This window comes from Microbacterium sp. PMB16 (genome assembly GCF_051294855.1).
Classification (GTDB): Bacteria; Actinomycetota; Actinomycetes; order Actinomycetales; family Microbacteriaceae; genus Microbacterium.
Genome location: NZ_CP145908.1, coordinates 3,835,478 through 3,853,535, shown reverse-complemented (window position 1 = coordinate 3,853,535; position 18,058 = coordinate 3,835,478). Strand labels below are relative to the sequence as shown.

Genomic DNA, 18,058 nt, shown 5'->3' with positions numbered 1-18,058 from the left:
CCGCCGTGAAGACGGATGCCGCAACCGCGGCGAGGACTGCTTGCGAGGGCGTCGGACTCGGCGCGTAAGAGCACTCGTACGTCCCCGGTAGACTCACATCTCGTGTCTGAGTCTCCCGAAATCACCCCGGAAGCGGTCGAAGCGGCCGTCGCCGCCGCACTGGCAGCGATCACCGCAGCGACCGATACCGCCGAGCTGAAGGCGGCCCGCGCCGCCCATGTCGCCGACGGTTCGCCCCTCGCGGTCCTGAACGCCTCGATGCGTCAGGTCGCCCCCGAGAACAAGGCCGCCTTCGGCAAGCTCGTCGGCCAGGGGCGCGGTCAGGTGACGCAGGCGCTCGCCGCGAAGGAGACCGAGCTGGCTGCGGCCGAGGTCGCCGCTCGTCTCGACGCGGAGCGGCTCGACATCACGGCTGTTCCCTCGCGCACACGGGTCGGGGCGCGGCATCCGCTCACGCTCCTCCAGGACCAGGTGTCCGACATCTTCGTCGGCATGGGCTGGGAGATCGCGGAGGGGCCGGAGCTCGAGCACGAGTGGTTCAACTTCGACGCGCTGAACTTCGACGTCGACCACCCTGCCCGCCAGGAGCAGGACACCTTCTACGTCGACCCGACGTCGCGCCACCTCGTGATGCGCACGCACACGAGCCCCGTGCAGGTGCGCTCCATGCTCGACCGTGAGCTGCCGATCTACGTGCTGTGCCCCGGCCGCGTGTATCGCACCGACGAGTTCGACGCCACGCACCTTCCGGTGTTCACGCAGTTCGAAGGCCTCGTGATCGACAAGGGCATCACGATGGCGCACCTGAAGGGCACGCTCGACCACTTCGCGAAGCAGCTCTTCGGCCCGGAGGCCAAGATGCGCTTCCGCACGAACTACTTCCCCTTCACCGAACCGTCCGCTGAACTCGACCTGTGGCACCCGACCTTCAAGGGCGGCGCGCGCTGGATCGAGTGGGGCGGCTGCGGCATGGTCAACCCGAACGTGCTGCGCGCGGCCGGGATCGATCCGGAGGTGTACAGCGGCTTCGCCTTCGGAATGGGTATCGAGCGGGGCCTGATGTTCCGCAGCGACGTCCAGGACATGCGCGACATGGCCGAGGGCGATGTCCGTTTCAGCGAGCAGTACGGGATGGTGGTGTGATGCGCGTCCCGCTTTCGTGGTTGCGTGAGTACGTCGATCTGGCAGCGGATGCCACGCCCGAGGATGTCCTCGCGGCGCTGGTGACCGTCGGCTTCGAAGAGGAGGACGTGCACCGCTTCGACATCACGGGTCCTGTAGTCGTCGGGCAGGTCGTCTCGCTCGAGGCCGAGCCGCAGTCGAACGGCAAGACCATCAACTGGTGCCAGGTCGACGTCGGCCCTTCGTCGGGCTCAGGAACCGAACGTGACATCCGCGGCATCGTCTGCGGCGCGCACAACTTCGTCGCCGGCGACAAGGTCATCGTGACGCTGCCCGGCGCTGTGCTGCCCGGCCCGTTCCCGATCGCTGCCCGCAAGACCTACGGCCACGTGTCCGACGGCATGATCGCCTCGGCGCGCGAGCTGGGTCTCGGCGACGAGCACAACGGCATCCTGGTGCTGTCCGACCTCGGCATCGACGCACCCGTCGGCACCGACGCGATCGCGCTGCTCGGCCTCGACGACGTCGCGGTCGAGATCAACGTGACGCCCGACCGCGGCTACGCGTTCTCGCTCCGCGGCGTGGCCCGCGAATACTCGCACGCCACCGGCGCCGAGTTCCGCGACCCGGCCGAGCGCGACTTCGCCGAACTGCAGCCCGGCTCCGGCCACACCACGATCGTCGACGACCAGGCTCCCGTGCGGGGCAACGTCGGCGCCAGCGAATTCGTCACCCGCGTCGTGCGGGGTGTCGACCCGTCGCGCCCGACGCCGCCGTGGATGATCGCCCGACTGTCGCTCGCGGGCATGCGTTCGCTGGGCGTCCTGATCGACATCACCAACTACGTGATGCTCGAACTCGGCCAGCCGCTGCACGGGTACGACCTCGACAAGCTCACCGGCGGCATCACGGTGCGCCGCGCGACGCCCGGCGAGAAGATGAAGACTCTCGACGGGGTCGAGCGCGCTCTGCACACCGAAGACCTGCTCATCACCGACGACTCGGGCCCTATCGGGCTCGCCGGCGTCATGGGCGGCGGAACGACCGAGATGACCGGCACGACGAGCAATGTGCTCATCGAGGCTGCGATCTTCGACCCGACGACCATCGCCCGCACGGCCCGCCGGCACAAGCTGCCCAGTGAGGCGTCCAAGCGCTTCGAGCGCGGCGTCGATCCGCTCGTGCCGTTCGTGGCCGCGCGCCGCGCCGCCGACCTCATGGTCGAGCTCGCCGGTGGCACGCTCACGGAAGAGGGCGGTGCGCTGTTCGCCGAGGTCTTCGTCTCGGACATCGAGCTCCCCGCCGGTTTCGTGGAGGGGCTCATCGGCGTCGACTACACGGATGCCGAGATCACCGGCGCCCTGACCACGATCGGTGCGGAGGTGTCCCCTTCGACCGGCTCAGAGAATCAGGGCGGCTGGACGGTCATCCCGCCGACCTGGCGCCCCGACCTCACCGACAAGTGGACGCTGGCCGAGGAGGTCGCCCGCATCCACGGGCTCGACCGCATCCCCTCGGTGCTGCCGACGCCGCCTTCGGGTCGTGGACTGACCGCGCACCAGCAGGGCCGCCGCCGCGTGGCCGATGCGCTGGCTGCCGCCGGGCTCGTCGAGACTCCGGCGTTCCCCTTCACGACCGAGGCACAGAACGACCTGCACGGGTCGGCATCGGGGGAGCACCTGCCCAGCATCCGTCTGGCGAACCCCCTCGACGGTCAGGCACCGTTCCTGCGCCGGTCGCTCATTCCCGGCCTGCTGCAGACCGCCCACCGCAACATCGCGCGCGGTCTCACCGATCTCGCGATCTTCGAGACCGGGGTGGTCTTCCTCCCCGAGCCCGGAGTCGAGTACGGCACCGAGGACGTCCCGCCGCTGGGTGAGCGTCCGTCCGACGAGAAGCTCTCCGAGCTGAACGCCTCGATCCCGCCGCAGCACCGCCACGTGGCCGCCCTCCTGACAGGGAACGTGTCGCCGCGCCAGCCCGGTCGTGCCGCTGAGGCTGCCGGCTTGAGCGAGGCACTGGATGCCGTCCGCGTCATCGCGGCGGCGGCAGGCGTCGAGATCGATGTCGTCCAGGCCGAGCGCGCGGCGCTCCACCCGGGCCGCACCGGTGCGCTCCGTGTCGGCGGCGAGGAGGTCGGCTACGTCGGCGAGCTGCACCCTGCCGTCTCGGAGGGCGCTGACCTGCCAGGACGGGCGACCGTGCTCGAGCTCGACCTCGATCGGATCCTCACGCTCGCCGGAGGACGCATCGTCGCCGAGTCGCTGTCGACGTTCACCGCGGCCACCCAGGATGTCTCGCTCACCCTCCCGGCGGATGTTCCTGCCGGAGATGTGCGCGTCGCCCTGGCCGCGGGGGCCGGTGCACTGCTCGAGTCGGTTCGTCTGGTCGACGACTACCGCGGCGAGGGCGTTCCCGAGGGCTCGAAGAGCCTGACTTTCGCCCTGCGCTTCCGTGCCGGCGACCGCACACTCACGGCGGCAGAGGCCACCGAGGCCAAGCTCGCCGGTGTCGCGGTGGCGGCGGAGCGCTTCGGGGCGGCCCTGCGCGACTGAACCGGGCTCGCCTTCGATCTTGACGTCGCTCACCCGACAGTGTGACGTGACCTCTTCTGCTCCGAGCAGAAGCACTTCCGTCCAGCCGCGGATGCTGGTGACATGGATCCATGACAGACGTATTGGTCCTCGGCGGGACGGGGTGGCTCTCCGGGCGGATCGCGCGGCGATGGCGGGATACCGGGGCGGAGGTGACCTGCTTCGCCCGAGGTGAGCGTCCCGCTCCGGAGCGCGCGCAACTCGTGCGCGGAGACCGGGAGGATCCTCTGGCCTATGTCCCGCTGGCCGCACGCGACTGGGATCACGTCGTTGACATCTCATCCCGCGCCGCGCATGTCGAGGCGGCGGTTTCCGCCCTCGGCGGTCGAGCGGCGCAGTGGACCTACGTGTCGTCGGTCTCGGCCTATTCCGACGACGAGACGGTCGGCGCGGATGAGTCGGCGCCTCGGCATCCCGCCTCCCGCCCTGGAGACGAGTACGAGTACGGCGCCCAGAAGGTCGCCGCCGAGGATGCGGTGGCGGCCCTGGGGGAGCGGGCGCTGATCGTGCGGCCCGGACTCATCGTGGGCGACGGGGATCCGAGCGATCGATTCGGGTACTGGGCAGCGGCCTTCCTCCGGGCGGGCGACGACACGGTGATGCTCCCTCCCCTCGACGGACGCATGGCGCAGGTGATCGACGTCGACGACCTCGCCGCCTACGTCCTCAGAGCCGCGAGCGCCGGGATTCACGGGGCCGTCAACGCCGTCGGCGACGTCCATCCGCTCGTCGACGTGCTGGACTCGATGCGCACCGCTTCCGCGCACACCGGTGACACGGTCATCGCCGCGGATGACTGGCTCGTCGCGCACGGCGTCGACCACTGGATGGGGGAGCGCTCGCTGCCGCTGTGGCTCCCACCCGAGATGACCGGGTTCATGACCCGCTCGAATGCCGCGTTCCATGGCAGCGGCGGCACACTCCGTCCGCTCGCCGACACCATCGCCCGGGTCGTCGCCGACGAGCGTCAGCGCGGCGTCGATCGGGCCCGGCGGGCAGGACTCACCAGAGCGGAGGAGCGCGCGCTGCTGATTGAGCTCGGTCGCTAGACTTCGAGCAGTGACACGGGGTGCCGCATCCGCGGCTGAGAACAGACCCGTCGAACCTGATCTAGTTCGTACTAGCGAAGGGATGTCGCCCATGAGCGATCGTCTGCGTCCAGAATCCGCCTCCGACCTGGCGGTCTCCGCCGGAACACTGCTGGAGGGACTACGCGCTTCTCCGCCTCTCACGCACTGCATCACCAACGCGGTCGTCACCGGCTTCACCGCGAACGTGCTTCTCGCCGTCGGGGCGGCACCTGCGATGGTCGACATCGTCGGCGAGTCCGAGATGTTCGCGGGCATCGCGTCCGGGCTGCTCGTGAACCTCGGCACCCCGACGCCCGAGCAGCGGGCAGCGAGTCTCGAAGCGGTCGCCGGGGCCGCGGCATCCGGCACTCCCTGGGTGCTCGACCCGGTGGCCGTCGGTGCGCTGCCCGTCCGCACGCCGCTCGCGCGGGGACTCGTGGAACAGCGTCCGACGGCGATCCGCGGCAACGCCTCCGAGATCCTCGCACTCGCCGGACTCAGCACCGGCGGGCGTGGAGTGGACGCCACCGACAGCACGGATGCGGCGGCAGACGCGGCCGTCTCCCTGGCCCGCGGATTCGGCAGCGTCGTCGCTGTCTCCGGGCCGATCGACCTGGTCACGGACGGGCATCGGATCGTGCGCCTCGCGAACGGTCACGAACTCCTCACCCGGGTCACCGGCGGGGGCTGCGCACTCGGCGCGGTGATGGCCGCCTTCCTCGGCGCGGCCAGATCCACCGACACCGACGCGCTCACCGCCGTCGCCTCGGCGAGTCTCGTCTACACGGTCGCGGCCGAGCAGGCGGCGGAGAGAGCAGCGGGTCCTGGCAGCTTCGCCGTCGCCCTGCTCGACGCGCTCGCCTCCGTGACGCCCGGCGACCTGATCGCGGCAGCCCGTGTCGAGAGCAGCGCCCTGTGAACGCCGACTACTCGCTCTACCTCGTCACCGACCCCGGGCTCTGCGGCGATCGCGGCGTCGTCGAGACCGTCCGTCGGGCCGTCGACGGAGGCGTGCGCATCGTGCAGCTGCGCGACAAGTCCGCATCGGATGCCGAGACCGTCGATCAGCTCGTCGAACTCTCGCGGGTGATCGACGGCCGAGCGCTGCTCCTCGTGAACGACCGGCTGGACGCCGCTCTGGCCGCCAGGGCGCGCGGCGCGCGTGTCGACGGTGTGCACCTCGGGCAAGGGGACGCGTCCGTGCTCCGTGCCCGCGAGGCTCTCGGCCCGGAGGCGCTCGTCGGGCTCACCGCGAACAGCCCCGAGCACCTGGCAGCGGCGCTCGCGCTCCCCGCCGGGACCGTCGACTACCTCGGCGTCGGCGTCATCCGCCCCACCAGCACCAAGCCCGACCACCCGCCGGCTCTGGGGATCGAGGGCTTCCGCGCCTTCGCCGAGGCGAGTCCGCTCCCGTGCGTCGCGATCGGCGGAGTCGGCATCGACGACACCGAGGCGCTGCGGGGTGCAGGGGCCGCCGGACTGGCCGTCGTCTCCGCGCTGTGCGCTGCCGAAGATCCCCGGGCTGTCGCCCGGGCGTTCCGCCGACGCTGGCAGGCTGGCGCCGCCCCGCGTGTCCTCAGCATCGCGGGCAGCGATCCGTCGGGCGGCGCGGGCATTCAGGCCGACCTCAAGTCGATCGCTGCGAACGGCGGATACGGGATGGCGGTGATCACCGCCCTCACCGCGCAGAACACGCACGGTGTCCGTGGGGTGCATGTGCCACCGGCGGAGTTCCTTGGCGCACAGCTGACGGCCGTCTCGGACGACATCGTCATCGACGCCGTGAAGATCGGGATGCTGGCGAACGCCGACGTCATCCGGACGGTGGCGGCCTGGATCGATGCCGTGCGCCCGCCGATCGTCGTGCTCGACCCGGTCATGGTCGCGACCTCCGGCGATCGGCTGCTCGAACCGGAAGCCGAGCAGGAGCTGCGTGCGCTGCTCGTCCGCGCCGACGTCGTCACCCCGAATCTCGCCGAACTCGCCGTGCTGGTCGGGCGGGAGCTGACCGGGTGGTCCGACGCGCTCGCCGCCGCGGACGAACTCTCTGCCGAGATCGGGGCGGCGGTGCTCGTCAAGGGCGGACACCTCTCCGGGGAGGACGCGCCCGACGCGTTGATCGATGCGCGGAGTGCCTTCCGCGAGGAGTTCACCGGCGCCCGGATCGCCACCGCGAACACCCACGGCACCGGCTGCTCACTCTCCTCCGCGCTGGCGACCCGGCTCGCACTCGGCGAGGAACCTCGGCGCGCCGTGGCCACGGCGCGCTCGTGGTTGCGGGAGTCCCTCCGACACGGCGACGCACTGCGCGTCGGCACCGGGCACGGTCCGATCAGTCACTTCGCGGGGCTGTGGGGCCGCGGCGGCGTGGATACCCGACCGACCGCAGCCGAGGTCGCCACCGACTGGTGGCAGCACATCTCCGGCATCCGCCGTGGGATCGACGACCTGCCGTTCATCCGAGCGCTGGCCGACGGCACGCTCGACCGTGAGCCCTTCCTGTCGTACCTCGCCCAGGATGCGCTGTATCTGCGTGACTACGCGCGGGTGCTGGCCGAGGCGGCGCGGCTCGCACCGACTTCCGACGAGCAGGCATTCTGGGCGAACTCGGCACACGGCTCCATCGTCGGCGAACTCGAGCTGCACGCATCCTGGTTGACCCCTGAGCACGGCGTCGGAGCCGAGACGTTCTCGGCTCGTCCCTCTCCCGCTACGACCGCTTATCTCGATCACCTGCGCTCGGTCGCGTTCGGGGGCGACTATGCCGAGCTCATCGCGGCGATCCTCCCGTGCTTCTGGCTGTACACCGACCTCGGCAGGCGCCTGCACGCGGGAGAGTTCGGGGAGTTCGCGCAGGACCCGGGTCATCCGTACGCCTCCTGGCTCGCGACCTACGCCGATCCGGCCTTCGAAGAGGCCACCGCCCGGGCGATCGCCCTCGTCTCCGCCGCTGCCTCGAAGGCGGATGCCGAGACGAGGGCGCGCATGCTCCGGGCGTTCGATGCCTCGAGTGCGCACGAGCTCGCCTTCTTCGCCGCGCCGATGGAGGAGCCGCTCGGATGACGACTCGATGACGGGGTGGATTTGCGGATGCCGACGCGCCCACGCTACTGTCGCGTCATGCCTTCGCCCGTCTTCGCTCCCGCTACGCGGTTCCTGAGCGAGCGCAGCGAGACGCAGGGTGCTTCGAGCGTCGTCGTTCGCCGACGCCGCGGCGGCCGCCGACTGTAGGCGACCCCGTACTCCTGCCTGCGTTCCTGCAGCGGTCGAGTGCCGAGGTCGCCGCCTCCGGCCCCGCCCATGGCCCCCGATTTCGCCGGGGGTCCGACCGTTAAGGTAGAAGCATGACGTATTCCGTCGCCGTCTCCGGCGCATCCGGCTATGCGGGCGGCGAGATCCTGCGCCTCCTCGCCGATCATCCCGACATCGAGATCCGCACCGTCACGGCACATTCGAATGCCGGACAGCCCCTCGTCGACCACCAGCCGCACCTGCGCTCGCTCGCGCATCTCACGCTGCAGGACACCACTCCCGAGATCCTCTCCGGGCACGACATCGTGGTGCTGGCACTCCCGCACGGGCAGTCGGGGCAGTACACCGACGCCCTCGGCGACACCCCGCTCGTGATCGACGCGGGAGCCGACCACCGACTCACCTCGCGTGCGGCCTGGGACGCCTTCTACGGCGGTGAGTTCCACGACGCCTGGACGTACGGAGTCCCGGAACTGTTGGTCGCCGGAGGTAAGCAGCGCGAGCACCTGCGCGGAGCCACGCGCATCGCCGCGCCCGGGTGCAATGCCTCCACGGTGAGCCTCAGCCTCGCACCCGGTATCGCCGCGGGTGTGATCGATCCGACCGACATCGTCTCGGTGCTCGCCGTCGGGCCGTCCGGCGCGGGCAAGAGCCTCAAGACCAACCTGCTCGCCAGCGAGATCCTGGGCAGCGCGAACCCCTACGCGGTCGGCGGCACGCACCGCCACATCCCGGAGATCCAGCAGGCGCTGGGCGCGGCAGGTGCGGGAAACCAGGACGTCCGCATCTCCTTCACCCCGGTGCTCGTGCCGATGTCGCGCGGCATCCTCGCCACCTCGACGGCTCCGATCGTCGAGGGCGTCAGCGATACGCAGATCCGAGCGGCATGGGAGAGCGCGTACGGCGACGAGACCTTCGTGCAGCTGCTCCCGGAGGGTCGTTTCCCCCGCACCGCCGACGTTCTCGGCGCCAACACCGCGCTGATCGGCCTCGCGATCGACCGCGCTGCGAACCGCGTGACGGTCGTCACCGCGGTCGACAACCTCGTCAAGGGCACCGCGGGAGCGGCCGTCCAATCCATGAACCTCGCGCTCGGCCTCCCCGAAGGTCGCGCCCTCTCAGTCAACGGAGTCGCACCATGAGTGTCACCGCCCCCGCAGGATTCGAGGCGGCGGGAGTCGCCGCCGGCCTGAAGTCCACCGGCAAGCTCGACGTGGCCGTCGTCGTCAACCGCGGGCCCCGCAAGGTGGGCGCCGCCGTGTTCACCAGCAACCGCGCCAAGGCCAACCCGATCATCTGGTCGCAGCAGGTCGTGGCCGATCGCGTGGTCGAGGCCGTCGTGCTCAACTCCGGCGGAGCGAACTGCTTCACCGGCAGCTTCGGGTTCCAGACCACGCACCAGACCGCCGAGAAGGCGGCCGAGCTCCTCGGGGTCAGCGCCGGTGACGTGCTGATCTGTTCGACCGGATTGATCGGGGTGGGCGACGAGGTGTTTCGTGCGAAGGTGCTCGACGGCACTGCGCAGGCGATCGCCGCCCTCACCGCCGACGGGGGAGACGCGGCAGCACAGGCGATCATGACCACCGACACGGTCGCGAAGACCGCGGTGATCGGCCGCGACGGCTGGACGATCGGCGGAATGGCGAAGGGGGCCGGGATGCTGGCGCCCGGACTCGCCACGATGCTCGTGGTGATCACGACCGACGCCGTCCTCGAGCCGCTCCAGGCCGACGAGGCGCTGCGCCGCGCGACCGGGCAGACCTTCGACCGGCTCGACTCCGACGGCTGCATGTCGACCAACGACCAGGTCACGCTGCTCGCGAACGGCGCCTCGGGCGTGACTCCCGACCTCGACGACTTCGTCGCGGCGCTCACCGCGCTGTCGCAGGAACTCGCCGAGAAGCTGCAGGGCGACGCCGAGGGCGCAAGCCACGACATCACCATCGAGGTGCAGCACGCGGCATCCGAGAAGGACGCGGTCGAAGTCGGCCGCTCCGTCGCCCGCAACAACCTCTTCAAGGCGGCGATCTTCGGCAACGACCCCAACTGGGGGCGGGTGCTCGCCGCGATCGGCACCACCGCCGCGCAGTTCGACCCGTACGACGTCGACGTCTGGATGAACGGCGTGCGTGTGTGCTCCGAGGGCGGCCCTGACCGTCCGCGCGAGGAGGTCGACCTGACCCCGCGGGCCACGCACCTCGTGATCGACCTGAAGTCGGGCGACGCAACGGCGACGATCCTCACCAACGACCTCACCCACGACTACGTGCACGAGAACAGCGCCTACGCCTCATGACCGACATCCAGGACACCACGCCCGACATCGCTGCGCAGAAGGCGGCGGCGCTGATCGAATCGCTGCCGTGGCTGAAGAAGTTCCGTGACCAGATCGTCGTCGTCAAGTACGGCGGCAACGCGATGGTCTCCGACGAGCTGCAGGAGGCGTTCGCGCAAGACATCGCCTACCTCCGCTACGTCGGCGTGCTGCCGGTCGTCGTGCACGGCGGCGGCCCGCAGATCTCCGACATGCTGCAGCGGCTCGAGATCCCGAGCGAGTTCAAGGGCGGCTACCGCGTCACGAACACCGAGGCGATCAGCGTCGTGCGCATGGTGCTCACCGGACAGGTGAACCCGCAGCTCGTGTCGAAGATCAACTCGCACGGCCCCATCGCGACCGGACTCAGCGGAGAGGATGCCGGGCTCTTCGGCGGCCGTCGTCGCGGAGTCGTGGTCGACGGCCTCGAAGTCGATCTCGGTCGCGTGGGCGATGTCGTCGAGGTCGATCCGACGCCGGTGTTCGACCACCTCGCGGCCGGCCGCGTGCCCGTGGTGTCGAGCATCGCCCCCGATCTCGACAATCCCGGCCATTCGCTCAACGTGAACGCGGATGCCGCTGCCGCGGCTCTCGCCGTCGCGCTCAAGGCGCGCAAGCTGGTCGTCCTCACCGACGTGCCGGGGCTCTATGCCGACTGGCCGAACCGCGACTCGCTCGTGTCGCACCTCACGGCGGCGGAGCTCATCGAGATGCTGCCGACGCTCGAGTCCGGAATGATCCCCAAGATGCGCGCCTGCCTGGACGCGGTCGAGGGTGGCGTGGAGGCGGCGGCGATCATCGACGGACGTCTGCCGCATTCGGTGCTCGTCGAACTTTTCACCAGCAAGGGAATCGGGACCGAAGTGGTCCTCGGAAAGACGGAGGTGACGGCATGACCGTCTGGCAGGACGATGTGGAGCGCGACCTCGTACAGAACGCGGGCGATCGGCTGGCACTGCTCACGCGCGGCGAGGGCTCTTACCTGTGGGATGCCGACGGCCGACGCTACCTCGACTTCCTCGCCGGCATCGCCGTGACGTCTCTCGGCCACTCGCACCCCGTGTTCGTCGAGGCGATCTCGAAGCAGGCGGCGACGCTCTCGCACGTCTCGAACTACTTCGCGACGCCGCCGCAGCTGGCGCTCGCCGCGCGGATCAAGCGCCTCGCCGGTGCCGGCATCGACGGTCGGGTGTTCTTCTCGAACTCCGGCGCCGAGGCGAACGAGGCGGCGTTCAAACTCGCCCGTCTGCACGGTGGCACGGAGCGCCCGCGCATCCTCGCCCTCGAGAACGGCTTCCACGGCCGCACCATGGGGTCGCTCGCCATGACGGCGAAGGCGTCGATGCGTGCACCGTTCGAGCCGATGCCGGGTGGGGTGGAGCACATCCCCGCGACGATCGAGGCTCTCCACGCGGCGATCGACGACCGGGTGGCCGCGATCATCGTCGAGCCGATCCAGGGCGAAGCCGGCGTGGTCGAACTGCCTGAGGGATACCTCGCGGCCGCGCGCTCGCTCACTCTCGCGCACGGCGCCCTGCTGATCATCGACGAGATCCAGACCGGCGCCGGACGCACCGGCGAATGGTTCGGCTTCAGCCACGAGGGCATCACGCCCGACGCCATCACGCTCGCCAAGGGCATCGGCGGCGGCTTCCCGATCGGGGCACTGGTCACCTACGGATCCGCCAGTGCGCTGTTCACGCCCGGATCGCACGGCTCCACGTTCGGCGGCAACCCGCTGGCGACGGCCGTCGCAGATGCAGTGCTGGCCGAGATCGAACGCGCCGGACTCGTCGACAACGCCGCTCGTCGAGGTGAAGAACTGCGCGAGCTGATCCTCGGCATCGATTCGCCCCTGATCTCCGGGGTACGCGGTCGTGGTCTGCTGATCGGGGTGGCACTCTCCGAGCCCGTGGCCGGTGCCGTGGTCGCCGCGGCGCAGGAGCGTGGCCTGATCGTGAACGCCGCCAACCCCGAGACCGTGCGCATCGCGCCGGCGCTCATCATCGGCGACGAACAGCTCGCCGAGTTCCGTGAACTGTTCACCGCCGCGCTCGCCGACGTCTCAGCATCCGTCTCTGGAAAGGTATCCGCATGACCCGCCACCTGCTGCGTGACGACGACCTCACGCCCGCCGAGCAGGCGGAGATCCTCGATCTCGCCATCGAACTGAAGAAGGACCGCTGGGCGGACAAGAGCCTTGCCGGCCCGCAGACCGTCGCGGTCATCTTCGACAAGTCCTCCACCCGCACCCGGGTGTCGTTCGCTGTCGGCATCGCAGACCTCGGCGGTTCGCCGCTCATCATCTCCACGGCGAACAGCCAGCTGGGCGGCAAGGAGACGCCCGCCGACACCGCGCGCGTGCTCGAGCGTCAGGTCGCGGCGATCGTCTGGCGCACCTACGCGCAGGCAGGGCTCGAGGAGATGGCCGAGGGCACGCGGGTGCCGGTGATCAACGCGCTCTCCGACGACTTCCACCCGTGCCAGCTGCTGGCCGACCTGCTCACGATCCGCGAGCACAAGGGCGACCTCAAGGGCCTCACGCTCACTTTCTACGGCGATGGGCAGAGCAACATGGCGCACTCCTACGCGCTGGCCTGCGTGACCGCGGGCATGCACGTGCGCATCGCCTCACCGGCCGACTATGCACCGCGCGCCGACGTGATCGAGGCGGCCGATCGTCGCGCCGCCGAGACCGGTGGCTCCATCGCGCTCTACACCGACCCGGTCGAGGCCGCGGCCGGCGCCGATGTCGTCGTCACGGACACCTGGGTATCCATGGGGAAGGAAGAGGAGAAGATCGCGCGCATCCGCGATCTCGGCGGCTACAAGGTGACGCCGGAGACCATGACCCTCGCCGACCCCGAGGCCATCTTCATCCACTGCCTCCCGGCAGATCGCGGCTACGAGGTCGACTCGACCGTGATCGACGGCCCGCAGAGCGTCGTCTGGGACGAGGCGGAGAACCGTCTGCACGCTCAGAAGGCCCTGCTGGTCTGGCTGCTCGGCAAGAAGGACGCGTGATGACCTCCGACAAGCACGAAGGCACGAACGAGGGCGCGCTCTGGGGTGCACGGTTCGCCACGGGCCCGTCGCCGGAACTCGTGGAGCTCAGCCGGTCCACGCACTTCGACTGGATCCTCGCCCCGTACGACATCGCCGGCTCCCACGCGCACGCGAAGGCGCTCGCCGCGGCCGGGTACCTCGAGCCCGATGAGGCCGAGCAGATGCATGCGGGACTCGACGCCGTGGCGCGCAAGGTCGCCGACGGCACGCTGCGGCCGCAGCCCAGCGATGAGGACGTGCACGGCGCGCTCGAGCAGGCGCTGATCGCCGAACTCGGACCGGAGCTCGGCGGGCGCCTTCGCGCCGGTCGCAGCCGCAACGACCAGATCGCCACGCTCGTGCGGATGTACCTGATCGACCACGCGCGGGTGATCGCCCGCGACATCCTCCGAGTCATCGATGCTCTCGTCGCACAGGCCGAGGCGCACCCCGAGGCGATCCTCCCCGGACGCACGCATCTCCAGCACGCGCAGCCGGTGCTGCTCGCCCACCATCTGCAGGCGCACGGTTGGCCGCTGGTGCGGGAACTCGAACGTCTCGTCGACTGGCGTCGCCGCGCCGGGGTCTCGCCGTACGGCGGGGGAGCCCTGGCCGGATCGACGCTGGGACTCGACCCGGCGCTCGTGGCGACCGAGCTCGGCCTCGATCGTCCGGCGGAGAACTCGCTCGACGGCACCGCGGCGCGCGACGTCGTGGCGGAGTTCGCCTTCATCACCGCGATGACCGGTGTCGACATCTCGCGCCTCGCCGAGGAGATCATCCTCTGGAACACCCGCGAGTTCGGCTTCGTCACGCTCGACGACGGATACTCGACCGGCTCGAGCATCATGCCGCAGAAGAAGAACCCCGACATCGCCGAGCTCGCGCGCGGAAAGTCGGGTCGACTCATCGGCAATCTCTCCGGTCTGCTGGCGACGCTCAAGGGACTCCCGCTCGCGTACAACCGCGACCTGCAGGAGGACAAGGAGCCGGTCTTCGACTCGGTGCAGACCCTCGAGGTGGTGCTCCCGGCGTTCGCGGGCATGATCGCGACCCTGCGCTTCGACACCGATCGGATGGCGGCGCTCGCACCCCAGGGCTTCTCGCTCGCGACCGACGTCGCGGAGTGGCTCGTGAAGCAGCGGGTGCCCTTCCGCGATGCCCACGAGATCTCGGGTGCGCTCGTGCGTGCTTGCGAGGAGCAGGGGATCGGCCTGGAGGATGCCTCCGACGAACTGTTGCTGTCGGTCTCGGCGCACCTGGTGCCCGCCGTGCGCGAGGTGCTCACGATCGAGGGCTCCGTCGCGTCGCGCACCGGCGTCGGGGGGACCGCCCCGGTACGGGTGACCGAGCAGCGGGCCGAGCTCGTCGCCCGGGCGCAGGCTGCGGCGCACGCCCTCGGGTTGTAGGGCGGGTCGCTGGCGGACTGGCAGGGCTGTCGGCCGACGTTTCGCGGAAGATATGACGTTTCGCGGATGAACCTCCGGGGATTCCTCCGCGAAACGTCATCGGCTCCGCGAAACGTCACCGGGCCAGCGGCATCCGACGGAGCGCGCCGATGATCGCCGCCTGCACGGTCGGCCAGTCGTGCACGATCTGGGCGTAGTCGAACCGCAACGTCTCGTATCCGAGGCGCGACGCCGCGGCATCCCGAACCCGATCGTGGTGTCGGAGGGTGTCGGAACCATGGTTCTCATCGCCATCGGCTTCCAGGATGAGCTTGCCGGCGATGACGAAATCGACTCTGCCGACCCCGGTGATGTCGATCTGGCAGTCGAGCCGAAGGCCGAGGAGATGGAGTCTCAGGCGGAGAAGTGATTCCAGACCGCTGTCGGCATCGGCGCGCGCGAGATCGAGAAGCCACCGCGCGGTTGTCGGCAGTGACGCGCGAAGTCGTGCCCGCGCCGACGGTGACAGCTTTCGGAGTCGCCAGGCGGACTCGTATGCCGCGAAGAACGCTTCATCCCCGGCACAACGACGGAGATGCCGGAGCGCGACCTCGACGCTGGCCGACCCCAGCGGAGGGCGACCGTCGTAGTAGTGCGACACGCAGGCGCAGCGCGGGTGCGAGAGCGGATGCTGCTTCGGTCCGAGCCAGACGTGCGGACCGTTTTCGGCAGGGAGCACCCAGATGCCCTGGTCGCGCAGCGCGCTCGCGCACGTCAGAGCCCCGCCGTGGGCGGTCGCGGCTCTCACATTCTCGTCGAGGGGATGAGTTGTGAAGACGCCGTTGCGTACGCGCTGGATGTTTCCATGTCTGACCTGGTCGGCGAGATGCTGTCGCGTGAATCCGAGGGGGCGGAGTTGACGTCCTCGCGCCATGCCCCCGAGTCGTTCGATCGTGTCCTTGGCTGAAAGCATGACCCCACGATGGCTCCCGGGTCGTCACGGCCGGCGTCGTTTGTGCCGAGGCGTAACAAGTGCGGCGAGTTCCGTGGTTGTGGAGGACACATGTCGGCCGACGATTCGCGGAGCGTCCGACGAATCCCGGAATGTCCGCGGGGATTCATCCGGGAACCGTCATCGGCTCCGCGGATCGTCGGCTCCCGCGCCTCAGTGCAGGTCGGTGTCGGCCGCGGATGCTGCCCAGCGGGTGAACCGCACCGTGAAGCCTGTCCGGGTGGGGGAGGCGAGGAACGGACCGGCGGATGCTGCGGCTGCGCCGTCGAAGGGCGCGACGCGTACCAGTCGCCAGGGTCCGTCGTCGGCGCGGGCCCGCACGATCACGGCATCCGCCCATCGGCTCACCCGCACGGTGATCTCACTCTCGAGCCACTCGTCGACGTGACCGACCGACCAGTCGGAGCCGCCGGCGGTGACGACCGCGCCGAGTCCGAGGTGTCCGTCGGCGTACTCGACGCCGGCCTTCATCCAGTGCTCGTCGTCGATGCGCACGAAGACGCCGGCCTGGTCGAACTGTCCTTCCCACGGTGCGCGGAAGGACACGTCGACGGCTTCGCCGACAGCGAGGGGAGCGAGCAGCGCGTGCTCGGTGTCGTGCACGAAGCCGTACGCGGTATGCCGCCATGCGTCGCTGCCCTCGACGGCGGTGACCTCGAGCTGGTCGGTGTCGAGCACCGACTGCGGGGCGTTGGTCCAGGTTCCGGCATCCCAGGGGATGATGTGCGATTCGGGCATGTTCCCAATATATAACCAATCAAGGCATAAAGAGAAGTTATGCGTGATATGGTTATGCCATGGTCATCGCCGTACTCGCTGACATCGTGGGCTCTCGCAAGCTCGACGACCGCACCGCCGCGCAGCACGTGCTGGACGAGACGATCGCGCGCATCGAAGACGACCTCCCGCTCGCCGTGCGACCGCTCACGCCCACGGTCGGCGACGAGCAGCAGGGCGTCTACCGAGATCTCGGGGAGGCCATGACCGCCCTGCTGATGCTCCAGCTGCGGCTGCCCGACGGGATCGCATTCCGCTTCGGCATCGGAGTCGGAGAGGTGTCGGCGGTCGAATCGGTGCACGGCGAACTCGCCGACGGCCCCGGCTGGTACGCCGCCAGAGCAGCGATCGAGACGGTTCACGCCCGCGAAGGACGCGCCATCCCGCGCGCGCGCACCTGGATTGTCGGTGCCCCCGGGCAGGATGAAGTCATGGAGAGCACGATCGCTGCATCGAACGCCTACCTCCTCGTCCGCGACGAGCTGGTCGGCGCGATGAGCGAGCGCGAGCGCAGGCTCACGTATGGCCGTCTGATCGGCCGGTCGCAGCACGAGCTGGCGACGGACGAGGGCATCTCCCAGCCGAGCGTCTCCAAATCCCTGAAGAGCGCGGGAGCAGCGGCACTCCTGGAAGGCGTCTCCGCGCTGCGAGGGAGTATCGCATGATCATCGCCGGCTTCATCCTCCTGGCTGTCGGCGCTGTCGATCTCGTCCGCCAGTTCGCTCCGCGTCGTTGGATCGGATTCCTCACCGTAGCCGTGCTGCTGCTGGTGTTGGGGAGCGTCAGCGACGCCCTCCTCCCGATGATCGCCGCCCTCGTCGTCGGCGCACTCTGGGTCTGGAGCATGCCAGACGAACGCCGGGCGCCGCTGGGCTTCTGGCCCGCCGTCCTCCTCGGGATCGTGAGCGTCGGCGCGGTCGTGTCGCTCGGTGCGCGGGCAGACGCCGGCCTCATCGGCCAGGTCTGGGCGCTGCGGTCGCCCTTCGGCGAGGTCTCCTTCGATCTGGCGATGCTCGTACTGGGGGCCGGAGTCTTTCTTCTCGAATCCTCGAACCTCGTGGTGCGGGCGGCCCTCGACGGGGAGCACACGTGGCGACCAGCCGATCCGGAACCGACCGTTCCCGTCGTCCCCGAGCTGACCAGCCCCGTCCCGTTGCTCGCGGATGCCGGCGACGAGACCGCGACCGACCCGACGCCGGCGAAACCCGTCGACCCGCGCGGCGGCTTCAAAGGCGGGCGTCTGATCGGCCCACTGGAGCGCACGATCGTGATGATCCTCACTCTCGCCGCCGCGTACCCCGTGCTCGCCGCGATGCTCGCCGCCAAGGGCATCGTGCGCTTCCCGGAGATCTCCCGCGACGGAGAGACCGGCGCGCGGGCCGAGTACTTCCTCGTCGGCAGTCTCGTCAGCTGGGTCATGGCGCTGAGTGCCGCGTTCCTCGTGTGGTGGGCGGCGCACAGCTGAGCCGACGGGCGCTGATAGC

The 18,058-nt window shown here is 69.8% G+C and carries 15 protein-coding genes and 1 riboswitch; of the genes, 13 read left to right on the top strand and 2 right to left on the bottom strand.

What is annotated here, in order from left to right; translation table 11 throughout:
- Positions 1-102: 102 nt before the first annotated feature.
- The 11 genes from pheS to argH all read left to right on the top strand — a co-directional run bounded on the left by pheS (position 103) and on the right by argH (position 14,806).
- On the top strand, positions 103-1,143 hold the full coding sequence (gene pheS / locus V5D55_RS18525; RefSeq protein WP_435745910.1) for a phenylalanine--tRNA ligase subunit alpha: 1,041 nt from the start codon (positions 103-105) through the stop codon (positions 1,141-1,143).
- The gene (gene pheT, locus V5D55_RS18520; protein ID WP_435745907.1) at positions 1,143-3,677 is read left to right on the top strand and encodes a phenylalanine--tRNA ligase subunit beta; all 2,535 of its coding nucleotides are present in this window, start codon (positions 1,143-1,145) and stop codon (positions 3,675-3,677) included. Before pheS ends, pheT begins: the two co-directional genes overlap by 1 nt.
- A 110-nt stretch (positions 3,678-3,787) precedes the next feature.
- Positions 3,788-4,765 carry an NAD-dependent epimerase/dehydratase family protein gene (locus tag V5D55_RS18515; RefSeq protein ID WP_435745904.1) on the top strand — a complete coding sequence of 326 codons (978 nt, stop codon included), beginning with the start codon at positions 3,788-3,790 and terminating at the stop codon, positions 4,763-4,765.
- A 6-nt stretch (positions 4,766-4,771) separates the two neighbouring features.
- Positions 4,772-4,865: riboswitch (TPP riboswitch) on the top strand.
- Entirely contained in the window at positions 4,857-5,705 is an 849-nt protein-coding gene (gene thiM, locus V5D55_RS18510) for a hydroxyethylthiazole kinase (RefSeq protein ID WP_435745902.1), read from the top strand. It overlaps the preceding riboswitch by 9 nt.
- Positions 5,702-7,849, top strand: coding sequence for a bifunctional hydroxymethylpyrimidine kinase/phosphomethylpyrimidine kinase (locus V5D55_RS18505; RefSeq protein ID WP_435745900.1), 2,148 nt, complete (start codon positions 5,702-5,704; stop codon positions 7,847-7,849). The genes thiM and V5D55_RS18505 overlap by 4 nt, the downstream gene beginning before the upstream one ends.
- 281 nt (positions 7,850-8,130) lie before the next feature.
- Entirely contained in the window at positions 8,131-9,180 is a 1,050-nt protein-coding gene (gene argC, locus V5D55_RS18500) for an N-acetyl-gamma-glutamyl-phosphate reductase (RefSeq protein WP_435745898.1), read from the top strand.
- A complete protein-coding gene (argJ, locus tag V5D55_RS18495; protein ID WP_435745896.1) occupies positions 9,177-10,334 on the top strand; it encodes a bifunctional glutamate N-acetyltransferase/amino-acid acetyltransferase ArgJ in 1,158 nt (385 codons plus the stop codon). The genes argC and argJ overlap by 4 nt, the downstream gene beginning before the upstream one ends.
- Positions 10,331-11,248 carry an acetylglutamate kinase gene (gene argB / locus V5D55_RS18490; protein WP_435745892.1) on the top strand — a complete coding sequence of 306 codons (918 nt, stop codon included), beginning with the start codon at positions 10,331-10,333 and terminating at the stop codon, positions 11,246-11,248. Before argJ ends, argB begins: the two co-directional genes overlap by 4 nt.
- Positions 11,245-12,450 carry an acetylornithine transaminase gene (locus V5D55_RS18485; protein WP_435745890.1) on the top strand — a complete coding sequence of 402 codons (1,206 nt, stop codon included), beginning with the start codon at positions 11,245-11,247 and terminating at the stop codon, positions 12,448-12,450. The genes argB and V5D55_RS18485 overlap by 4 nt, the downstream gene beginning before the upstream one ends.
- Complete coding sequence (argF, locus tag V5D55_RS18480; protein ID WP_435745887.1) at positions 12,447-13,376, top strand: ornithine carbamoyltransferase; 930 nt, start codon at positions 12,447-12,449, stop codon at positions 13,374-13,376. The genes V5D55_RS18485 and argF overlap by 4 nt, the downstream gene beginning before the upstream one ends.
- Entirely contained in the window at positions 13,376-14,806 is a 1,431-nt protein-coding gene (argH, locus tag V5D55_RS18475; RefSeq protein WP_435745884.1) for an argininosuccinate lyase, read from the top strand. Before argF ends, argH begins: the two co-directional genes overlap by 1 nt.
- Positions 14,807-14,921: 115 nt before the next feature.
- On the opposite strand, the gene V5D55_RS18470 is transcribed toward argH, so the two are convergent.
- Together V5D55_RS18470 and V5D55_RS18465 are read right to left on the bottom strand one after the other, a co-directional pair.
- On the bottom strand, positions 14,922-15,758 hold the full coding sequence (locus V5D55_RS18470; RefSeq protein WP_435745882.1) for an endonuclease domain-containing protein: 837 nt from the start codon (positions 15,756-15,758) through the stop codon (positions 14,922-14,924).
- A 192-nt stretch (positions 15,759-15,950) separates the two neighbouring features.
- The gene (locus V5D55_RS18465; RefSeq protein ID WP_435745880.1) at positions 15,951-16,535 is read right to left on the bottom strand and encodes a DUF1349 domain-containing protein; all 585 of its coding nucleotides are present in this window, start codon (positions 16,533-16,535) and stop codon (positions 15,951-15,953) included.
- 59 nt (positions 16,536-16,594) lie between these two features.
- On the opposite strand from V5D55_RS18465, the gene V5D55_RS18460 reads away from it, so the two are divergent.
- Both V5D55_RS18460 and V5D55_RS18455 read left to right on the top strand, forming a co-directional pair.
- Entirely contained in the window at positions 16,595-17,239 is a 645-nt protein-coding gene (locus tag V5D55_RS18460; RefSeq protein WP_435745877.1) for a SatD family protein, read from the top strand.
- A complete protein-coding gene (locus V5D55_RS18455; protein WP_435745875.1) occupies positions 17,236-18,039 on the top strand; it encodes a hypothetical protein in 804 nt (267 codons plus the stop codon). The genes V5D55_RS18460 and V5D55_RS18455 overlap by 4 nt, the downstream gene beginning before the upstream one ends.
- Positions 18,040-18,058: the final 19 nt, after the last annotated feature.